Below are 19,711 nucleotides of genomic sequence, written 5' to 3'. Positions count from 1 at the left end.
CGCGGCAGCGCCAACGTGTTCGTCGCTACCGCGGCAAGGCCATGCTCATTCGATCAATAAGCTATCAATCACCAGCGTCAGAGGTGTTTGCTCACCAGCGGCTACTGTAGCCGGCGCCGCCAAGCTGCCCTGCCAGTCGCCGGCGCTGGCCATAACACTGCTACTGGGGCTTAAACGCGCCGTAACCATCACCGTTTCAACCGAGGAAATCGTATTCTGCGGAGACATTGCCATGGAGTCATCCAGGCGGATCTCCAGCGGCATGTCAGCGGCTGTGAAGCGCGCAACCGCCAGCGGTGCGCCGCTGTTGACGTTGGCCTGGCGGGCAAACACGAACAGTGTGGTATCGGCAGGTACGTCGTTCCAGAAAGTCTCGTCCAGGCTAACGCTTACGGTGACAGCGGGGCCATCACTCTTCATGGCCTGAGCAGGTGGCTGGCTGGAAGCCTGAATCGATGCCTGGAGACTCTCAGGCGGCGTTTCGCCCAAGCGGTTGTAGGCTTCAAGAATACCGCCTTCGATGGAGTCACGCTGCGGATGATCGGGTGCCACCTGCACAATACGCTGCCAGAAGCCAATCGCCTCGCGGTAGTTTTCCTGGCCAAAAGCGCTGATGCCCAGCAGACCAAGGGCATTAACCTCGTTTGGGTCAAGCTCCAACGCGCTGGTAATGACCTGCTGCACCTCTGCGTTCATAGCACCCTGGTATTGGAAAAACATCGCCTGGCCAGCCAGGCCTAAAGCCAGAGCACGAGATGGGTCGTCACCGCCGGCACGCCCTACGCTTTGCTCCAACTGCTGAAACGCCTGTGCCGCCTGCAGATATTTCTCCATGCGCATGTAAGTTTGCCCCAGCATGGCCCAGCCATCAGGGTTGTCCGGGCTGGCTTCCAGCTTAGCCTGCAACTGCGCGGCAAGCGATGCCATCTGTTGCTCGCGGCCGGCGTCATCACCGCCCCCCAGCTGCTCCATGGTGATGAACTGCTCTACCTCATCCATAGCACCCCAACGCTCATACAACACGAGGGTCAAAGCGGGAATCGCCAGAATGGACAATAGCGCCACCGCCATGCCGGTTTTACGGCCGGGGGTTGAGGCTACAGGCGCTTCATTTTCAGGAATGTCATCGAGCATGGAACCACCAAGCTCGGTTTTTAGCTGCTCATAGTTTTCTTTGTCAAGCACGCCGGCTTCGTATTCGGCGTCTAATTCCTGCATGCGTGAGCGGTAAGCCAGCAGATTCTGATTGCGCTGGTCTAGCTGTTGGCTCCGGCCAGAGCGGTGGAAAAAAACTGGATACAGCACAAAGGCCAATGCCAACATGATTAATAAAGATGCGGCAATCCAAAACATATTGCTCATGAAAATCCCGTTACCGATGAGAGAAAATCGTTAAATGTGATTGCGGTTTGTTCTGGGCGTTACGCCTGTGAATCTGATTTGCCGTTGTGCCCATCCATAATTTTCTCCACCCGCGCCCGTTCCTCGGCGCTCAGCTCACTGTCAATCTCGTTGGTGCGGCGCGAACGTAAAACAATACCACCCACAATTAAAAGACCGCCTAACACTGAAATGGCCGGTGTTGCCCATAACAGCAGGGTACGTTTTTCTACTAAGGGCTTGTAGCGGATAAACTCGCCAAACCGGCCCACCAGCGAATCCATAATTTCTACGTCGCTGGCGCCGCCTGTCATCATCCGATAGACCTCGTCACGCATGTCTTCGGAAATCGGCGAGTTAGAGTCGGCAATGTTCTGGTTCTGGCACTTGGGGCAGCGCAGCTCGGTGATCATGACCTGGTACCGCTGCTGTTTTTCCTCAGTATCAAAATTATAAACGTCGCGCACTACCGCATGAACCGGCAGTGCCAGAACAATCAGCAGGGCCGACACCCACGCCGGTGCAAAGCGGCTAAAAAGCTTGAAAATGGTCATCAGTACTGACCTCCCGCCTGGTTCAAAATAGGCCGTAATGTCTCTTCCCACACCTGCTTATTCACCACGCCCACGTGGCGATGCAGCACCGTGCCGTCAGCACCAATTACAAACGTTTCCGGAGCGCCATACACACCCAGATCGAAGCCCAAGCTGCCTTTGGGATCATAAACACTGGCGCTGTAGGGGTCGCCCAGGCGTTCTAACCATGCTTTGGCCTCGGCACGCTGGTCTTTGTAGTTCAGCCCCACAATGGGCACGCCTTCGTTTTTGGCCAGCCACATCAAGTCAGCATGCTCGTCGCGACACGACGGGCACCAGGTGCCCCACACATTCAATAAGCTGGGCTCGCCCTGAAACACCTGCTGACTGACTTGCACCTCTGGCTGGTGCAGGTCCTCAAGAGCGAACTCCGGCATGGCTTTACCGACCAGGGCTGAATCCAGCTTTGTCGGATCTTTACCGATGCCCGAAAACAGCAATACGCCTAAAACAAGAGCCACTAACAACGGCAAAAACAACAAGACCCGCTTCATCAAGACCGAGCCTCCGACGTTGTCACCGGTGTTGTAACAGAAGTCATCACCGGGTTCGCGACAAGAGAGCCGCTGTCGGCAAGTTTTGCTTTTGGCTCGGTTGCCCGTTCGCGGATACGGTAGCGTTTGTCACTCACCGCCAGGAAGCCACCAAGCGCCGTTATGAAAGCACCCAACCACAACCAGCGAATCAGAGGTTTGTACTGCAGGCGAATGGCCCAGGCGTTGTCTGAGATGCGCTCACCAATAGCGACAAAAATGTCGCGAGTAAAACCCGCATCTATGTCTGCTTCGGTCATCACGCTCATGCCCACCGAATACTGGCGTTTTTCCGGGTGCAACTCAGCCACTTTACGGCCGTCCAACAACACGTCAAAACCACCGTACTCGGCGGTAAAGTTTGCACCCCGGCGCTGGCCAATGTCAGTGAACACAAACTGATAGTCGCCCACGGTGGCAACATCGCCCAGCTCCATACGAACGTCGCGCTCAATGCCGTAATTAGATACCACTGTTGCGCCTGCGATGATCATCGCCAGGCCCAGATGCCCCAGCACCATGCCGTAATAGCTGCGCGACTGGCGCTTGAGCCCATGCATCCGGCCCTTACGTGAGTTCGACTTGTCCCACAGGTCCCAGCACGTGGCCACAGCCACCCACACCGCTGTGAAAATGCCAAGAAAAGCCATCGTTTTGAACTCGCCGTAACCGACAATAGCCGCAGCGCTGATCAGAATGCTGAGGGCCAGCGGCCACAGCAGTTTACGCGCCAACCAGCCAGCGTCGGTTTTCTTCCAGCGTGAAAAAACACCCACACCCATTAACAGCCCGGCGGCGATGGCCAGCGGAGCAAAGGTCAAATTGAAAAACGGCTCGCCAATAGACAGTTTGCCCATATCCAGTGAGTCCAGCACCAGCGGATAAAGCGTGCCCACCGCCACCAGAAGAGTAGCCGATACCAGCATGACGTTATTCAGCAGCAGGAAAATTTCCCGCGACATGGAACCGTAACGGGCGCGCACGTGCACAGTAGGTGCACGAACCGCGTACAGAATCAGGCTTCCAATCACCGTGATGGCCAACAAAACCAACAGGAAGGTGCCGCGCTCGGGGTCCGAGGCGAAAGCATGCACCGAGGTCAGTACGCCAGAGCGCACCAGGAAGGTACCGAGCAGGCTCAAGGCAAAGGTCACAATGGCCAACAAAACAGTCCAGCTTTTGAACACGCCGCGTTTTTCCGTCACCGCCAGCGAGTGAATCAGTGCCGTACCTGACAACCAGGGTAGCAGCGACGCGTTCTCAACCGGATCCCAGAACCACCAGCCGCCCCAGCCAAGCTCGTAATAGGCCCACCAGCTGCCCAAGGCAATGCCGATGGTCAAAAAGGCCCAGGCAACAGTGGTCCAGGGCCGCGACCAACGCGCCCAGGCGGCGTCCAGGCGACCGTTAATGAGTGCCGCAATGGCAAAGGCAAAAGCTACTGAAAAGCCCACATAGCCCATGTACAGCATAGGCGGGTGAATAATCAGGCCAAAATCCTGCAACAACGGATTCAGGTCTGCGCCGTCTGCGGGAATGTTTGGCAGTATTCGCTCAAACGGATTCGAGGTCATAACAATGAACAACAAAAAACCAACGCACACGATGCCCAGCACCGACAGCACTTGGGATACCATCACCGTAGGCAGGCGCTGGGAAAAAACCGCTACCGCCAGGGTCCAACCCGCCAGCATCAGGATCCAAAGCAGTAGCGAGCCTTCGTGGCCGCCCCACACCGCACTGAATTTGTAGTACCAGGGCAATAGACTGTTACTGTTGTTGGCGACATAAGCCACCGAGAAGTCATCTGTCATAAAAGCGTAGGCCAGAATACCAAAGGCCAAGGCGACAAATACAAACATGCCTGCCGTCAGCGGCCGGGCAAACGCCTGCAAGCTATCGCGGCCAGTGACCGACCCCACCAAGGGCACCACCGACAGCAACACCGCCAGCAGCAGCGCCAGAATGAGTGCAAACTGTCCGAGTTCCGGGTACATCATACTTTCCATACTCCACATATTTGCCATACACCACACATTTGCCACACACCCCTGCGTATCGGGCGCTTAACGGACATCAGTTGGTCAGGGTTTCGGTAGCTTCAGCGACAACGTCGCGGCTTTCGGAGGCTTTTTCCAGAGCGTAGGCCACTTCCGGTGGCATGTAGTTTTCATCGTGTTTGGCCAGCACTTGGTCGGCTACAAACACGCCTTCGCTGTCTAATCTACCCATGGCCACAATACCCTGCCCTTCAGCAAACAGGTCGGGCAGGATACCCACGTACTCAACGGTGACGGATTCAGTAAAGTCAGTCACCCTGAATGCTACTTTCAGGCTTTCCGTATCGCGCAGCACAGAACCTTCTTCTACCATACCACCGGCGCGAATGCGCACATCTGCCGGAGCTTCTCCTGCAGCGATCTGGGTAGGGTCATAAAACAGATTGATATTTTGGCGCAGGGCGTAGGTGGTCAAGCCTACCGCCACAGCAAGGCCAGCCAGCAGGAACAGCACAATGGTCAAACGTTTTTTACGGATCGGGTGCATGGTTTTTCAGCCACTCAGTCTTGGGAAACATCAACACGGGTGAAGCTGGCCGCAGCCGCTGGCGCCGTGTCCGAATCTGGTTTTGGCGCCCGCGACGAACGGGCACCGGCGAGCTGACGGCAACTTTGCAGCACCGCATTGCGGCGCCGATAAGAACCCACCATCAGCACCGCCATCAATACAAAAAATACACCGTAGCTGGCCCATACATAGGGGCCATGGCCTTCCATTGCCAAAAACGCACCGAAGGAATCAAACGCCATTATCTGGCACCTCCATTCACATGAAACAGATCCTGTACCCAGCGGGTGCGCTGTTCGCGTATCAAAATTTCCGTCTGCATACGCAGACACGCCAGCCAGCCAAACAATAGATACAAGCCAATAACCGACAGCAGCAGGGGCACCCACATTTCTGCCGGCATGCTGGGTTTCTCTGTCAGCTTGAAGGTGGCCGGCTGATGCAGAGTATTCCACCAATCCACAGAGTATTTGATAATCGGAATGTTCACCACGCCTACCAGCACCAATATGGCTACGGCGCGGGCCGCTGATTTTTCATCATTAATGGCACGGTCAAGAGCGATTACCCCACCGTACAAAAACAACAGGATCAGCATCGATGTAAGCCGTGCGTCCCAGATCCACCAAGTGCCCCAAGTGGGTTTGCCCCAAACCGCGCCCGTGAACAGCGATATAAAAGTGAGCATCAAACCCACCGGCGCTGCGGCTTTGACAAACACATCGGCCAGCTTCATGCGCCATACCAGTGTAACCACCGCGGCCGAGGCCATCATCATGTAAGCTGACTGGGCCAAAAACGCCGACGGCACATGAATAAAAATGATGCGGTAACTGTTGCCCTGTAAGTAATCCTTAGGCGCAAACGCCAAGCCCCACACCAAACCAGCGCCGAGACACAGCAATCCAAACACCAGCAACCAGGGCATTAGCCGGGCGGCAATCCCATAAAACCATTTTGGTGATCCCAGCTTGTGAAAAAATTGCCACATCAGTTAAATACCTTGCCTCTGTTTGAATTGGTCTATTAGCTGTTTGACAGGCTGACCTTCAGAGCCGCTGCGCTGGCGAAAGGCGCCAGAGTCAAAGCTAACACCAGAAACGCACCTAGCAACGCCAGATAAGCGCCAACCGGGGCCCCTTCGGCGGCGGCGGCAACCGTGCCGGTACCAAAAATCAGCACCGGTATGTACAACGGAATAATCAGTAGGGACAAGAGTACACCCGCTGATCGCAAACCCAGAGTTAACGCCGCACCAATCGCACCGATCAAACTAAGAACAGGTGTACCAATTAGCAGCGTTAGACATAAAATAGCGATAGAGTTCCCGTCCAAATGCACCATTACACCCAAAACCGGCGTTAATAACACCAGCGGCAGTCCGGTTAGCACCCAGTGCGCCATGGTTTTGGCCAACACCAGCAAAAACAGAGGCTGTGGCTGCAGCACCAACTGCTCCAATGTGCCGTCGTCAAAATCGTGACGAAACAGATGGTCCAGTGACAGCAGCACCGACAACAGTGCCGCCACCCACAAAATGCCGGCCCCGGCTTCCTGCAAAAATGAGATTTCCGGGCTCACGCCGAGCGGAAACAGAGTCACCACCATCATGAAAAACAGCAAAGGGTTGAGCAAATCCTGACGCTGGCGAAAAGCCACTTTCATGTCGCGAGCGAACACTGCTTTCATTGCATCAATCGAACCGACGGCCTGATCCAGGGGTTTAATCATCATATCCAACAGCCCCCGGTGTGAGTACCAATCGCTTCGTACCTGCGATCTGTACGTTGTGGTGGGTGGTAAACACCACGGCACCGCCCTCGGCCGCACGCTCTTGCAGCAGGTTTTCGATAGCCGCCACGCCGCTCGCATCGATGGCGGTGAAGACCTCATCCAGCAACCAAAGGGGCTCGTCGGCAACCAACAGGCGCGCCAGCGCCACCCGCCGTTGCTGACCGGCTGAAAGATGCCGGCACGGCACCTGTTCGTAGCCCTCCAGACCGGTTCTTGCAAGCGCCTGCGTAAGGACTTTGTCGCCCATCGGGCGGCGACCAGCCATCAGCGCCCGCAGGTTTTCCAACGGCGACAGCAAGGGCTTTATGCCCGGCCGGTGACCCAAATACAGCACATTGCGCAAAAATGACTCGCGCACGCGGGAACGCGGCTCGCCGCACCACAACAAATGGCCAGCCCAGGCATCGCTAAGACCGGCCAAGATACGCAACAAAGTGGTTTTGCCAGAGCCGTTAGCACCCTCGACACGAGTCACAGTTGCGGGCAGTATAGAAAACGATAAATCACGGAACAGTTCCCGCTTGTCGCGTTCACACTGTAAATTGATCGCCTGTAGCAGCGGTTCAGACATCCGGGCCCCGTATCCGTGTCGATGCAGCGTAGGCTGGCATCGGGTGTATTCAATATTGGCGCGGTGCATTATAGCGAACCCAGCCAGTGATTACCCATCTTCAGATCAATTTGGTAGCGATGAAACTTCCCGCCAATCCGCCCCAACCCAATCCACCCGCCAGCGCGGACAGCCGGCCAGCGCAAGGCAGCGCCAACGCGCCTGCCCCAGCCCCGCCTACATCGCCCGCGCTAAGCGCCCAGCGGGTACTGGATCAATTGCAGGTGGGTCGTAACGAAAGCCTGCTGGCACGGGTTACCGAGGTTATTCAACGCCGGGATGGTGGCGCCGAGCTGCTGTTGGATTTACGCGGCAAACCGCTTCAAGTTCAGGCCAGTATTGGCGAAACCAAACTTCAGGCCGGCGACTGGATAAAAGTGCTGCGTGCAGGCAACGAATTGCAGCTGATGGGCAAACTGGCAGCTGCCCCGGAAGTCAGCCTGGCACAGGCTCTGGTGCAACGCCTGCCCTGGCAGCAAAGCCTGGACAGCGGACTGGCACGACTGATGGCAGGCTTGCAGCAAGGTGTGAAAGCCGACACACCACTCGGCCAACTGCCCTCGCAGGCTGTCTCGGGAGCCGCCGCGCTGCCTCTGCCGCAAGCAGCGCGCCAAGCTCTCGAACAATTATTTGCGCGTTTACCCGCCAGCAATCAGCTTGCGCCAGGAGCCGGCCAGCAGACCGCGGCGGTGCAGCAGGTACAGCAATGGCTGAGCGAAAGCGGGTTGTTTGCAGAAGCGCGACTGGCAGCAACACCGTCGGCAACCCTACCCGATCTGAAACTGGCCATTGGCCGGGTAATCACCGCGCTTCTGGTACAGCAGGGACACGGGCCAGAGCAGTTCAACCGGCTGACACCGCTGGCTAGCCCAGCACTGATTCAGGCCCCGTTACAGTTTCCCGGCGCATTCGCGATGGCTCAGGCCAGCGCCGTTAGCAGCGCTAGAGAAGAACCGCCCAACGTGGGGCAATTGCTGCGAATTCTGGCCGGTATGCTCAACCGCATTACCGTAAACCAGCTGCACACTCAGGTGTTGAACGCTCGCGGTAGCACAGATGCCGGCGCGCCCATTAACACGCTGTTACTGGAACTGCCCTGGATGAACCCGCAACAGCAACCCAAGCTGGCACAACTGCGGATTGAACAGCATCCGGGCAAAGACGGCAGCGGCAGCGGGCCATCACGGGCAAGCGTTGGCGAGTGGCGCCTGGTACTGGCGATGGATCTGGACCAAGCCGGCCCGTTGCAATTCGAAGTGAGCCTACGCCAACAGGCTGTGAGCGCTCTGGTGTGGGCAGAGAAACTGGCCACCTTGCGCAAGGTGCACCAACAACTGCCGCTACTGCGCAGCAGCCTGACGGATCTGGGGCTCGAAGTGGCGGATCTGGAGTGTCGCCAGGGCAATCCGGGCCCGGTAGCGACAAAGCTGCAACATCGACTGGTGGATACCAAAGCATGAGCAAAAATACCGAGTCGCAACAGGCGTCAGCGGCAGTCGCGTTAAAATACGACGGTGTGCGGGCGCCCACCATCAGCGCTGTTGGCAATCACGAACTTGCGGACGAAATTATTCGCATTGCCCGCGAACACGGGGTGCCATTGTACGAAAACGCTGAGTTGGCCAGCACCCTGGCACGACTGTCGCTGAATGACGAAATCCCCGAACAGCTGTACCAGCTGGTGGCAGAAATTCTGGCCTTCGCTTTTCATATACAGGGTCTGACACCGGAAGACGCCACTCAATAACGCCAAGGACCGAGGTTCAGGCTGCCTGGCGTTTCTTCAGGGCCGACACCAGCTCTGCCTCGGGCCGGGAAATTCCACAGGTGTTCATCAGGTCGTCGATATCGGCGCCAAGATCAACCAGCCTTGCGGCTTCGTCATAAGACACCCGCAACGGATCGTTCTGGCGCATTTCCTCGATAGTGGTTCGCAGTTCGTACAGTTGGCGCTCGCAGGTTACCAAGCGCTGGCCTACACCCATGCCGGTGCTGGCAGTGGCATGCAGTTCGCGTCCAAGAATGTCACAGCGGCTTTTTAGCGCCGCCTGCAGCCCCCGCAGCTGCCGCCCTTGCAAAACGATTTGCGCCACCAGCAAAGATAGTGCTGCAGCGACCAGAATCCAGGGCACCCATTGGGGAATCTCGGCAAATATATCAGCAAACATAGCAACGTCTCCTTGGTATGCGTCAGGGCGTCGATCTGCGTTCACTGCCGGCCTAAGACCTTACAGCGTTGAGATGTCCGCCCATTCGTGATCTGTCAGCATCTTGTCGAACTCGACCAGAATGATCAGCTCGCCATTTCTGTTACACACGCCCTGAATAAAGCGGGCACTTTCTTCGCTGCCCACATTGGGCGCGGCTTCAATTTCACTGGACTTGAGGTAAACCACCTCGGCCACCGAATCTACCAGAATACCCATTACCTGATCGGCAGACTCCATCACCACAATCCGGCTGGAGTCAGTGATGTCGGCATCGTTCAAGCCAAAACGCCGGCGGGTATCAATCACCGTTACCACGTTGCCGCGCAGGTTGATGATGCCCAGAACGTAATCTGGTGAACCCGGTACCGGCGCAATCTCGCTGTAACGCAGTACTTCCTGAATCTGCATTACGTTGATGCCGTAAGTTTCATCGTCCAGACGAAAGGTCACGTACTGCAGTACCTCGTCATCTTTGGTCTGCTTTTGCTGTCCGCTTGGGGCTGCCATTGTGTTAGATCTCCATATGCGGCTGCCCTGCGGGCAGCCTGACCGTCAAAAAATCATCATTAGCGCCCCTATACAAATTTATGGGGCATAAATCGTGCCAGCACTACCCTTTGTTAGCAGTAACCACTCGCCAGGGCTTTCTCAACTTAAATCCAGATGCTGTTCGCGCTCGGCGCGAGCCAGCAGATTTGCCATGCTCTGAACGTCGAGCAGGGCGCACATCTGTTCAATCACAGTGCCAGCCAGCCATGGCCGCTGGCTCCGTGACGTGCGCCAGCGCACCTGCTGAGGGTTCAAAGTAAAGGATTGGGCTACATTATCACAAGCCAGCCCCCAATCGCTGTTGTTAAGGTGTATCACAAACCGATAACTGGCACGTGCGTTTGCCGGCGCCCGACCCGCCATAATCCACTCGGCACTGTCGACCACTCGCAGGTTTTTGTCCCGGCCCGAGCGAATACCCATATACCAGGACGGACTTCCCGGCATCGACCTTACATTGTCGTCAATGCGGTGAACGCCCCCTAGCAGCACCAAGGGCACCGCCAGCTGCAAACCTGCCACGGTAAAAATCAGACATTCAAATGGCTTTTCGGCCCACTCAGGCCTTGCCTGCAGCCCAGCTATTGGCGACCGTTGCGGAGCGGTCACGGCTTGCAATAATGGCGCAGCAATTGCCGGCTCTGGCTTGGCCGGCAGCGGCTGCGACGCTATTGCCACCACCGGTTTGGCAACAGCCTGGGTGTCCTGCTGATTCGCCTGTTCGGTAGCCGTGTGCAACAGGTCGTCCAGATAACTGGCGATGGCGGCTTGCGGGTCCGCCAGCTGTGTCATTTTTTTGTCAGCCACCAGACGGCTCCAGCCAAGTGCCGGTTTGCGCCAATAAGTCGTCGAGCAGGCGGTGATAAGCGCGCACGCCGTGGGTTTTGGCGTCTACCGCTGAGGGCACTAATCCGGACTCGCTGGCATCACGGAACTTTGTGTCTACCGGTATGGCAAAACGCCAAAGCTGATGCGGATAGGTATCACGCAGCAGATTCAGACTTTTATTCGAGGCTTGAGTTCGGCGGTCAAATAGAGTTGGCACAATGGTATAGCTCAAGGGATTTTTCTGCGAACGGCTAATCATGTGCAAGGTATGCAACATGCGCTCAAGACCCTTAATGGCCAAAAACTCGGTTTGCACTGGAATAATCAAATGGCTTGCCGCCGCCAGGCTGTTAACCATCAGCACGCCCAATGTTGGAGTGTTATCCAGCAGCACATAATCAAAATCATCCCATAACTGCGCCAGCGCGCGGGAAATCAACAGACCCATACCTTCCACACCGGTCATCCGCCTTTCCAGAGTTGCCATGGCAGTGCTGGCCGGCAGTAACGAAAGGTTGGCCACGCCGGTGTCAGTAATCAGTTGTGCGGGCAGTCCTTCGGGCACTTTTCCCTGATGTTGAAACAAGTCAAACAGGCTGTGTTTGAGGCTGTCCGGATCATAGCCAAACCAGCTGGTAAGCGAACCATGCGGATCCATATCCAACATCAGCACACGCTTGCCACGGCTGGCCAACAGATCGCCCAAGGCAACCACGGTGGTGGTTTTACCCACCCCGCCTTTTTGATTGGCCACTGCCCAAATTCGCACGTTTGACTCTCCTGCCTGCCCTCGGCATTTCACACGGCAATGTATTGCCGTTACGTTGTAGTTCGCTATTGAAAAAGCGCCGTTCACTCTTTTTTAAAAGAAAGACTACAGAAATCGTGCCAGGTTCAGCGTATGGCACCGCGAATGCTGGCATCGCGGGAAATCAGCAGCACCACACGACGATTACGGCGACGACCTTCGTCGGTATCGTTGCGTGCCACTGGCTGATGTTCGCCGTACCCCACCGCAGCCAGCCGCGCCGGGTCTATGCCATCCATCACCAGCATGCGCACCAAAACCGACGCGCGGGTCGCCGAAAGCTCCCAATTTGATGGAAAGCGACCACTGCGAATGGTCTGATTATCGGTAAAACCTTCAATACGAATGGCGTTGTCGGTGTCGCGCAGCACGTCCGCAATTTTTTCCATCACTGCGAAGGAATCGTAATGGGGTTCAGCGTCGGCATTGCCAAACAACAGGCTGTTGGGCAAATTCAGCTGCAACCACTCATCATCTGCGCTCAGGGATATCACGCCCTCTTTAATCAATGCACTAAACTCCTGCCCGAGCTGGCCAGCCAGCGCCTCAAGCGCAAGCGACCGGCTGGCGTTGTCTGGTGCTGGCAAACTGAGAGGTGTTTCGGTAACCACCGGCGCAATGACGGAATCGGTGTCACTGCGCCCACCAGCAACCGGCTGATCGCCAATGGTAATGGGCACGACCGAGCGTTCCGGAGCGTTGAAAACACCGGTCAAGGTATTCGACAGCACCTTATATTTGCCCTCGTTAACCGAAGACACCGAATACATCACCACAAAAAACGCGAACAACAGCGTAATGAAGTCGGCGTATGAAATTAGCCAACGCTCTTTATTATGAAACTCATCTTGGGGGGGTTTGCGGCGTCGCATAAACAATTAACACTCGCTACCAGGGAAGAAATCCACGCAAACGGATTTCGATGGATTTCGGGTTTTCACCTTCAGCGATGGCAATAAGGCCTTCGATCATCATGTCTTCGTAGCGGGTGCGCTCGCGCACCAGCCCGCGCAGTTTATTGGCCACCGGGAAAAAGAGCAGGTTAGCCAACGCCACCCCATAGATAGTGGCCACAAAAGCAGTGGCTATGCCGCTGCCCAGTGACTCCGGGTCTTCCAGATTGGTCATTACCTGAATCAGCCCCATCACCGCGCCAATAATGCCGATGGTAGGCGAATAGCCACCCATGGCTTCAAACACTCGCGCTGAATCCAGATCCCGCTGTTCTCGGGTGTCCAGATCTACTTCCATGATGCTGCGAATGGTGCTGCTTTCGGCACCGTCAACCAACAACAACAAGCCTTTCTGGACAAACCGCTCCGGCTCGCTTTCTGCTAGCCCCTCCAGACCCAGAAGGCCGTTTTTGCGGGCAATAACACTCCAGTTCACCACTTTGTCGAGGCCGTCTTCCAGGCTAACAAACGGCCGTACAAATACCCAGCGGGATTGGCTGAACGCATGCTTCAGCACCGGCCAGGAGGTCTGAAGTATGGTGGCTGCCAGGGTACCGCCAATAACAATCAGCGCCGCCGGCGCGTTGAACAACGACGCAAGCGCACCGCCCTCCAGTAAATTACCCCCCAAAATGGCTACAAACGCCAGGATAACGCCAAGAAGACTAAGCACATCCATCAGCAGACTCCATCTTTAAGCCGCTGGCAAACGTCGTTCAGCGCCAGAACTTCGTCACTCAGGCCGGCCTTAGCCACGGCCATAGGCATGCCGTAAATCACCGAGCTTTTTTCATCCTGCGACCACACAATCGAGCCGCTCTGTTTCATCATGCGGCAGCCTTCGCGGCCATCTGCGCCCATGCCCGTTAGTACAATACCCAAGGTTTTACCGGGAAAGCTGCGCGCCAGCGAACCAAAGGTGACATCTACCGAAGGTTTGTAATTGAGCCGATCATCGCCGGGCAATATACGTATCCGGCCCTGGCCGCCGCGGTTTTCCACCATCATCTGTTTGCCGCCCGGTGCCAACAAAGCCAGGCCGGGGCGCAGCAAGTCACCGTCTTCGGCCTGGCGCACCTGTATTTGGCATGACCGGTTCAGCCGCTCGGCAAAAGCCGGGGTAAAACTGGCGGGCATGTGCTGTACCAGAATCAGGGGTGCGGGAAAGCTGGCGGGCAGGCCGATGAGCACGTTCTGCAGGGCCACCGGGCCACCGGTAGAGGTGCCGATCGCCACGACTGTATAGTGCCTGGAAGGTGTGCGCCGGTGATGGCGCTCCGGACTGGCAACCGCTGCTGCAGCCGCGGGGCGCTCAACTACAGGGCGCCGCTGTACCGCTGGCGTCGCAGCGCGGTCAGCCGCAGCCGATGCCCCTGATGGCTCAGGGGTGCGAGTGCTCCCACCACTGCTGGGGCGGCTACGGGCGATACTAACAACGCGTTCTACCAATATTTTTTGTAACTGACTGCTGTTACCGGCAATTTCCTCAAAATTCTTGGGTAGGAAATCCACGGCGCCTGCTTCCAGCGCATCCAGGGTGACCCGCGCGCCATCGTAAGTAAGCGAAGAAAACATCAGTACCGGAATCGGGTGTCTGCGCAGTATTTCCCGCACAGCCGTAATACCGTCCATGACCGGCATTTCGTAATCCATGGTAATCACGTCAGGGCGTAGTTTCTCTGCTTGCTCTACGGCTTCGCGGCCATTGCTGGCGGTGCCAACCACAGTAATCTGGCTAGACGCACCGAGGATTTCACTCAGGCGTTTACGAAAGAAACTGGAATCATCAACAATCAGCACAGAAACCGTCATTCACTTCTCCGGGCAATGCCTGTCTCCCGCCAAACCAGCGGCCGTTCGACAATTAATCGACGATGTATCAACAATAGATCGGCGATGTGTCGGCGTTAACTGTAATGTTGTAGCAAACTGGGCACATCGATAATCAGCGCAATCCGGCCATCGCCGGTAATAGTAGCACCCGCCATACCCGGCGTACCCAGCAGCCCGCGCCCAAGAGGCTTAATAACCACTTCTTCCTGGCCTACAAGCTGGTCAACTACGAATCCGACCTGGCGGGTCCCCATAGACACAATCACCACATGACTATTTTCCGGCTCAACGCTTCCAGCACCGCCACGAATGAGCCAACGCTTGATGTGAAACAGCGGGAATACCTTGTCGCGCACCACTACACACTCGCGACCATCTACCACGTTGGTCTTGCTCAAATTAAGGTGGAATATTTCCACTACGTTAACCAACGGCAATGCGAACGACTGGTCAGCAAGCATAATCATCAGCGTCGGCATGATGGCCAGAGTCAGTGGCACTTTGATCACAATGCTTGAGCCTTCACCCAACTTTGACACCACACTAAGCTGGCCATTGAGTTGGCTGATCTTTGTTTTCACCACATCCATACCCACACCACGGCCAGACACGTCGGAAATCTGATCTTTGGTGGAAAAACCGGCAGCAAAAATCAGGTTGTAGCATTCTTGATCGGTCAGCCGGTCGGCGCCGTCTTGGTCGTACATGCCCTTCTCGACGGCTTTCCGGCGCAACACGTCGGCGTTCATGCCAGCGCCATCGTCGGTGATCAACAGCAGGATGTGATCACCCTCTTGTTCCGCCGATAAAGTAATGGTGCCCACTCTAGGCTTACCGGCCCGTTCCCGCTCTGCCGGGATTTCAATGCCGTGGTCCACCGAGTTGCGTACCAGGTGCACTAACGGATCCGACAATGCTTCCACTAGATTCTTGTCAAGATCGGTGTCTTCACCGTGCATCACCAGATTGATTTCTTTTTTCAGGCTGCGAGCGAGGTCACGTACCACCCGCGGGAAACGACCAAACACTTTCTTGATGGGCTGCATGCGGGTTTGCATGACAGCGGCCTGTAGGTCGGTGGTAACCAGATCCAGATTGGCTACTGCTTTATGCATCTGCTCGTCTGCGCTTTGATCACCCAGGCGTTGCAGGCGGTTTCGCACCAGCACCAGCTCGCCCACCATATTCATGATGTCGTCCAGGCGTTTAGTGTCTACCCGCACGCTGGTTTCCGCAGCGGCATGGGCAGCCTCGCGGGTCGGCGCTTTGGCTTTGACTTGTGCCGGTTCAGCTGGAGCTTTGGCCGCTATTGGAACCTTGGCTGGTTCCGGCTTTTTCGCGGACGCTGGCGCGGTAGACTCGGCCGCAACGGCTCCTGTCGGGCTACCGCCCTTGCCGTGAAGCTGGTCCAGCAGTGCTTCGAATTCGTCGTCAGAGATATCGGTTGGCTGGGCACTGCTCGTCTCGGCCACGGTTTCTTTGTTGGCTGCCAGCGCGGCCGGGACGCCGGCAAACTGGCCCTTGCCGTGAAGTTGATCGAGAAGAGCTTCGAATTCGTCGTCGTTGATGTCGTCATTGCCGCTCGCAACCGGGCTAACTACACCGGTTTCGCTAGCAGGCGCAGACGCTGTTTCGTCGCCGTTCAGGGCGTCGAGCAGCTGTTCGAATTCGTCATCGGTAATGTCTCCCTGGTCAGCGCTGACGGGCGCAGCTGAATGAATCGCAGCTTCGCCTTCAGGCAATGCCAGCTGATCCAGCCGCTCAATCAGTTCCTGCGGCGCCGGCGTGGGCGCTTCACGCTGACGCACCTCTTCAAACATGGCATTCACGTTGTCCAGAGTTTCCAGCACGACGTCCATCAGCTCAGAGGTTACTTTGCGCTTATGGTTGCGCAGGGTGTCGAATACGTTTTCCGCCGAGTGACAGCAGTTTACCAAGGCATCTAACTGCAAGAAGCCTGCTCCGCCTTTGACCGTGTGAAAACCACGAAAGATCGCATTCAGTAAATTGCTGTCGTCAGGATTCTGTTCCAGGTCCACGAGCTGCTCAGACAGCAGCTCAAGAATCTCGCCGGCTTCAACCAGAAAGTCCTGCAGGATTTCTTCATCGCCATCAAACGACATGTTTGTTCCTCATTGCTCAGAAACCAAGACTGGACAAAAGGTCATCCACGTCAACCTGACCAGACAACACATCTTTGCGTTGTTCTGGCATCATTTGCGGACCCACACCCTGCTCAGCCGAAGGCTGATTGTCCTCCATCTGGTGCACGGTACCGGTCAACTGGTCTACGTGGCCGGCCATCACCACCAGGCTTACCAGGTTTTCTTCCACTTCACGCACAAGGGTGATTACATTTTGAATCACCTGACCTGTCAGATCTTGATAATCCTGAGCCAGCAAAATTTCTGAGAGATTACCGTACAGTTTGCCGGCGTCAGTACTCAACGCCGCCAAAAACTGATCCATGCGGGCGTGCAACTCGCGGAATTCGGTCGGTGCCATCTCCCGCCGCCGCAGGCGCTGCCACTGCTGATGCAGATCTTGGGCTTCGCTTTGCAAATGACGGGTAACTGGCATGCTTTCTTCAACCAGATCCATGGTCCGATTCGCCGCTTGGCCAGTCATTTTCACTACGTATTCCAGGCGATCGGAGGCATCGGTCATTTTTGACAGAGCTTCTCGCTGTTCGGGGTTGCGCGGATCAATCTGAAAATTACGCATGGCTTCGTGCAGGCTGCGGGTTAGCCGCCCTACTTCGTGATACAGACCTTGATTTCGCACTTCTGCAAGCTCGCTGATCATCGCCATAGCGCGGGGATAGTCGCCCGCGTGCACGCTGTCAACCAGCTGTTCGGACTGTTGCTTTAATTTTTCCGTCAGCTCTGGTTCCAGGGCATGGCGCTCACCTTTTGACTTGTTCATGGCTTGTATCCACTCCCCGGTTACTGAATTCGCTCAAAGATTTTTTCGATTTTTTCTTTGAGAACAGCGGCAGTGAACGGCTTTATAATGTAGCCGTTCACACCGGCCTGCGCCGCAGCGACAATCTGGTCGCGCTTGGCTTCAGCCGTCACCATCAGGATCGGCAGGGCTTTGAGCTGATCATCGGCGCGAACATGCTTGAGCAGGTCAAAACCAGACATGCCGGGCATATTCCAATCAGTCACCAGAAAATCGTACTTACCGGTTTTCAGCATCGGCAATGCTGTATTGCCATCGTCAGCTTCGTCGGTGTTGGTAAAGCCCAAGTCACGCAGCAGGTTTTTGATAATGCGCCGCATTGTGGAAAAATCGTCCACAATAAGGATCTTCATATTTTTGTCCAATGAGGACCTCCAATCGTTGAAATCTAGTCGGATCTCGTTGCATCTCTGCCCGCAACTCGCGGGCTGCAGGCGCTAGAATTATGTATGGTCTGTTTTCCAGTCGGCTAACCGGCTTCGTAAGCGCAAGGCAGCCTGGCTGTGAATCTGGCTGACCCGGCTTTCGCTGACGTCCAGCACAGCACCGATTTCCCTCAGGTTCAACTCTTCCTGATAATAGAGGCTCAGCACCAGTTTTTCACGTTCTGGCAGGGTTTCAATGGCCGCCGCCAAACTGTTACGGAAGGCGGACTCTGACACCCCGTGCAGCGGATTATCATCCGTCTTTGATTGTTCTATCGGCAGTTCGCCGGAATCATTGAGCTCGTCCAAACTGAAAAGCCGACCGCTGTTGGAGTCGGCCAGGCAACTGTGGTATTCCGACAGCGTCATATCCAGCTCAGCAGCCACTTCGACATCGTGGGCTTCGCGGCCTTCGCGGCCCTCTACAGCTTTGATAGCGTTGGAAATGCGCCGGGAGTTTCGGTGCACCGAACGCGGAACCCAGTCGCCTTTGCGGATTTCATCCACCATGGCGCCACGGATTCGAATACCGGCGTAGGTTTCAAAGGTCGCACCTTTACCCGTGGCGTAGCGCTGCGACGCCTCAAGCAAACCAATCATGCCAGCCTGCATAAGATCTTCCAGCTGGACACTGGCGGGCAATCGTGCCAGCAGATGGAGGGCAATTTTCTTGACCAGAGGCGCATGCTCTTCAATCAGCCAGCAAGCGTCTGAAGCACCCGACCGTTGATAGACTCCGAGATCTTTCACCAGTGTCATAAATCCGCTTTTTGTACGGGATGTGTTTTAAACTTGGACGAGCCGCTCTATAAAGAATTCGAGATGGCCCCGCGGCGATGATGGCAGCGGCCAACTGTCCACTTTTTCAGCGAGAGCCCTTATGGCCAGCGAGGCTTTTGCTTGCGGATAAGCTTCCAACACCGCTTGCTGACGCCGCACCGCTTTTTTAACGGCCTCGTCAAAAGGCACTATACCTACATATTGTAACGCTACATCCAGAAAACGTTCTGTAACCCGGGTCAGTTTTTCATACAAAAGACGGCCTTCTTGTTCGGTGTTCACCTGATTGGCCAGAATCCGGAAGCGGTTGGTGTGGTAATCGCGATTCATCAACTTGATTAAGGCGTAGGCATCGGTAATCGAAGTAGGCTCGTCGCACACCACCAGCAGCAGTTCCTGGGATGCCCGCAAAAAGCTGACCACCGATTCGGAGATGCCAGCGGCCGTATCCACAATCAGTATGTCGATCTGGTCGGCGATGTCACTGAAGGCGTGAATCAGCCCGGCATGCTCCATAGCACTGAGCTGGGTCATGCGCTGGGTACCTGATGAGGCCGGCACAATCTTGATGCCGCCGGGGCCGTCTACCAGCACGTCACGCAAGTCACAGTCGCCATTGAGTACGTCTTGCAGATTGCGCTTGGTTTTCAAGCCTAACAGCACATCGATATTGGCAAGCCCCAGGTCGGCGTCTAACAGCACCACCCGACGGCCCTTTTGCGCCAGAGCAATGCTCAGGTTGACCGACACATTACTTTTGCCAACGCCACCTTTACCGCCAGTGACCGCAATTACCTGAACCGGATGTGCTTTACTCATACTGATGATGGCCTCTTGCCATGTTTAACCGGGAACGGATGTAGCCGTTACCCCACTGTTC

At 56.0% G+C, this 19,711-nt stretch carries 23 protein-coding genes; 2 read left to right on the top strand and 21 right to left on the bottom strand.

Translation table 11 applies throughout. The annotated features are described in order from the left end of the window. Nucleotides 1-45: 45 nt before the first annotated feature. The 9 genes from ccmI to ccmA form a co-directional block, all read right to left on the bottom strand. Nucleotides 46-1,362, bottom strand: coding sequence for a c-type cytochrome biogenesis protein CcmI (ccmI, locus tag ABA45_RS05380; RefSeq protein ID WP_048384625.1), 1,317 nt, complete (start codon nt 1,360-1,362; stop codon nt 46-48). A 59-nt stretch (nt 1,363-1,421) separates the two neighbouring features. Continuing rightward, on the bottom strand, nt 1,422-1,934 hold the full coding sequence (locus ABA45_RS05375; protein WP_048384624.1) for a cytochrome c-type biogenesis protein: 513 nt from the start codon (nt 1,932-1,934) through the stop codon (nt 1,422-1,424). After that, complete coding sequence (locus tag ABA45_RS05370) at nt 1,934-2,470, bottom strand: DsbE family thiol:disulfide interchange protein (protein ID WP_048384623.1); 537 nt, start codon at nt 2,468-2,470, stop codon at nt 1,934-1,936. The genes ABA45_RS05375 and ABA45_RS05370 overlap by 1 nt, the downstream gene beginning before the upstream one ends. Continuing rightward, complete coding sequence (locus tag ABA45_RS05365; RefSeq protein ID WP_048384622.1) at nt 2,470-4,506, bottom strand: heme lyase CcmF/NrfE family subunit; 2,037 nt, start codon at nt 4,504-4,506, stop codon at nt 2,470-2,472. The genes ABA45_RS05370 and ABA45_RS05365 overlap by 1 nt, the downstream gene beginning before the upstream one ends. Before the next feature lie 79 nt (nt 4,507-4,585). After that, the gene (ccmE, locus tag ABA45_RS05360) at nt 4,586-5,056 is read right to left on the bottom strand and encodes a cytochrome c maturation protein CcmE (RefSeq protein WP_048384621.1); all 471 of its coding nucleotides are present in this window, start codon (nt 5,054-5,056) and stop codon (nt 4,586-4,588) included. Between the two features lie 14 nt (nt 5,057-5,070). Beyond that, nucleotides 5,071-5,319: a heme exporter protein CcmD gene (gene ccmD, locus ABA45_RS05355; RefSeq protein WP_048384620.1), complete on the bottom strand. Its 249-nt coding sequence runs from the start codon at nt 5,317-5,319 to the stop codon at nt 5,071-5,073. Further along, nucleotides 5,319-6,068, bottom strand: coding sequence for a heme ABC transporter permease (locus ABA45_RS05350; RefSeq protein WP_048384619.1), 750 nt, complete (start codon nt 6,066-6,068; stop codon nt 5,319-5,321). Before ABA45_RS05350 ends, ccmD begins: the two co-directional genes overlap by 1 nt. Before the next feature lie 35 nt (nt 6,069-6,103). Continuing rightward, nucleotides 6,104-6,811 carry a heme exporter protein CcmB gene (ccmB, locus tag ABA45_RS05345; protein WP_018402936.1) on the bottom strand — a complete coding sequence of 236 codons (708 nt, stop codon included), beginning with the start codon at nt 6,809-6,811 and terminating at the stop codon, nt 6,104-6,106. Next, nucleotides 6,801-7,442 carry a cytochrome c biogenesis heme-transporting ATPase CcmA gene (ccmA, locus tag ABA45_RS05340; RefSeq protein ID WP_048384618.1) on the bottom strand — a complete coding sequence of 214 codons (642 nt, stop codon included), beginning with the start codon at nt 7,440-7,442 and terminating at the stop codon, nt 6,801-6,803. The genes ccmB and ccmA overlap by 11 nt, the downstream gene beginning before the upstream one ends. Before the next feature lie 86 nt (nt 7,443-7,528). Between ccmA and fliK the strand changes: the two genes are divergently transcribed. After that, nucleotides 7,529-8,941 carry a flagellar hook-length control protein FliK gene (gene fliK, locus ABA45_RS05335; protein ID WP_227506134.1) on the top strand — a complete coding sequence of 471 codons (1,413 nt, stop codon included), beginning with the start codon at nt 7,529-7,531 and terminating at the stop codon, nt 8,939-8,941. After that, nucleotides 8,938-9,228 carry an EscU/YscU/HrcU family type III secretion system export apparatus switch protein gene (locus tag ABA45_RS05330; protein WP_048384617.1) on the top strand — a complete coding sequence of 97 codons (291 nt, stop codon included), beginning with the start codon at nt 8,938-8,940 and terminating at the stop codon, nt 9,226-9,228. Before fliK ends, ABA45_RS05330 begins: the two co-directional genes overlap by 4 nt. A gap of 16 nt (nt 9,229-9,244) precedes the next feature. Here ABA45_RS05330 and ABA45_RS05325 read toward each other — a convergent pair whose 3' ends face one another. The 12 genes from ABA45_RS05325 to ABA45_RS05270 all read right to left on the bottom strand — a co-directional run bounded on the left by ABA45_RS05325 (nt 9,245) and on the right by ABA45_RS05270 (nt 19,650). Next, on the bottom strand, nt 9,245-9,649 hold the full coding sequence (locus tag ABA45_RS05325) for a DUF2802 domain-containing protein (RefSeq protein WP_048384616.1): 405 nt from the start codon (nt 9,647-9,649) through the stop codon (nt 9,245-9,247). A gap of 60 nt (nt 9,650-9,709) precedes the next feature. Continuing rightward, nucleotides 9,710-10,198, bottom strand: coding sequence for a chemotaxis protein CheW (locus tag ABA45_RS05320; protein WP_048384615.1), 489 nt, complete (start codon nt 10,196-10,198; stop codon nt 9,710-9,712). Nucleotides 10,199-10,339: 141 nt separating this feature from the next. Further along, entirely contained in the window at nt 10,340-11,047 is a 708-nt protein-coding gene (locus tag ABA45_RS05315) for a chemotaxis protein CheW (protein ID WP_048384614.1), read from the bottom strand. Further along, nucleotides 11,040-11,837, bottom strand: coding sequence for a ParA family protein (locus ABA45_RS05310; RefSeq protein ID WP_048384613.1), 798 nt, complete (start codon nt 11,835-11,837; stop codon nt 11,040-11,042). Before ABA45_RS05310 ends, ABA45_RS05315 begins: the two co-directional genes overlap by 8 nt. 125 nt (nt 11,838-11,962) lie before the next feature. Further along, nucleotides 11,963-12,748 (bottom strand): flagellar motor protein MotD, encoded by a 786-nt coding sequence (gene motD / locus ABA45_RS05305; protein WP_048384612.1) that lies wholly within the window; start codon nt 12,746-12,748, stop codon nt 11,963-11,965. A 16-nt stretch (nt 12,749-12,764) separates the two neighbouring features. Continuing rightward, nucleotides 12,765-13,508 (bottom strand): flagellar motor protein, encoded by a 744-nt coding sequence (locus ABA45_RS05300; protein ID WP_048384611.1) that lies wholly within the window; start codon nt 13,506-13,508, stop codon nt 12,765-12,767. Continuing rightward, the gene (locus ABA45_RS05295; protein WP_048384610.1) at nt 13,508-14,641 is read right to left on the bottom strand and encodes a protein-glutamate methylesterase/protein-glutamine glutaminase; all 1,134 of its coding nucleotides are present in this window, start codon (nt 14,639-14,641) and stop codon (nt 13,508-13,510) included. The genes ABA45_RS05300 and ABA45_RS05295 overlap by 1 nt, the downstream gene beginning before the upstream one ends. Before the next feature lie 95 nt (nt 14,642-14,736). Next, nucleotides 14,737-16,785 carry a chemotaxis protein CheA gene (locus ABA45_RS05290; protein ID WP_048384609.1) on the bottom strand — a complete coding sequence of 683 codons (2,049 nt, stop codon included), beginning with the start codon at nt 16,783-16,785 and terminating at the stop codon, nt 14,737-14,739. A gap of 16 nt (nt 16,786-16,801) precedes the next feature. Further along, nucleotides 16,802-17,587 (bottom strand): protein phosphatase CheZ, encoded by a 786-nt coding sequence (locus ABA45_RS05285; RefSeq protein ID WP_048384608.1) that lies wholly within the window; start codon nt 17,585-17,587, stop codon nt 16,802-16,804. Between the two features lie 20 nt (nt 17,588-17,607). Then, nucleotides 17,608-17,991, bottom strand: coding sequence for a chemotaxis response regulator CheY (cheY, locus tag ABA45_RS05280; protein WP_048384607.1), 384 nt, complete (start codon nt 17,989-17,991; stop codon nt 17,608-17,610). A gap of 78 nt (nt 17,992-18,069) precedes the next feature. Further along, nucleotides 18,070-18,810, bottom strand: coding sequence for an RNA polymerase sigma factor FliA (locus ABA45_RS05275; RefSeq protein ID WP_048384606.1), 741 nt, complete (start codon nt 18,808-18,810; stop codon nt 18,070-18,072). 27 nt (nt 18,811-18,837) lie between these two features. Then, nucleotides 18,838-19,650: a MinD/ParA family protein gene (locus ABA45_RS05270; protein ID WP_048384605.1), complete on the bottom strand. Its 813-nt coding sequence runs from the start codon at nt 19,648-19,650 to the stop codon at nt 18,838-18,840. Nucleotides 19,651-19,711 lie beyond the last annotated feature (61 nt).

This window comes from Marinobacter psychrophilus (assembly GCF_001043175.1).
GTDB lineage: Bacteria > Pseudomonadota > Gammaproteobacteria > Pseudomonadales > Oleiphilaceae > Marinobacter > Marinobacter psychrophilus.
This window is presented reverse-complemented; position numbering and strand designations above follow the sequence as displayed.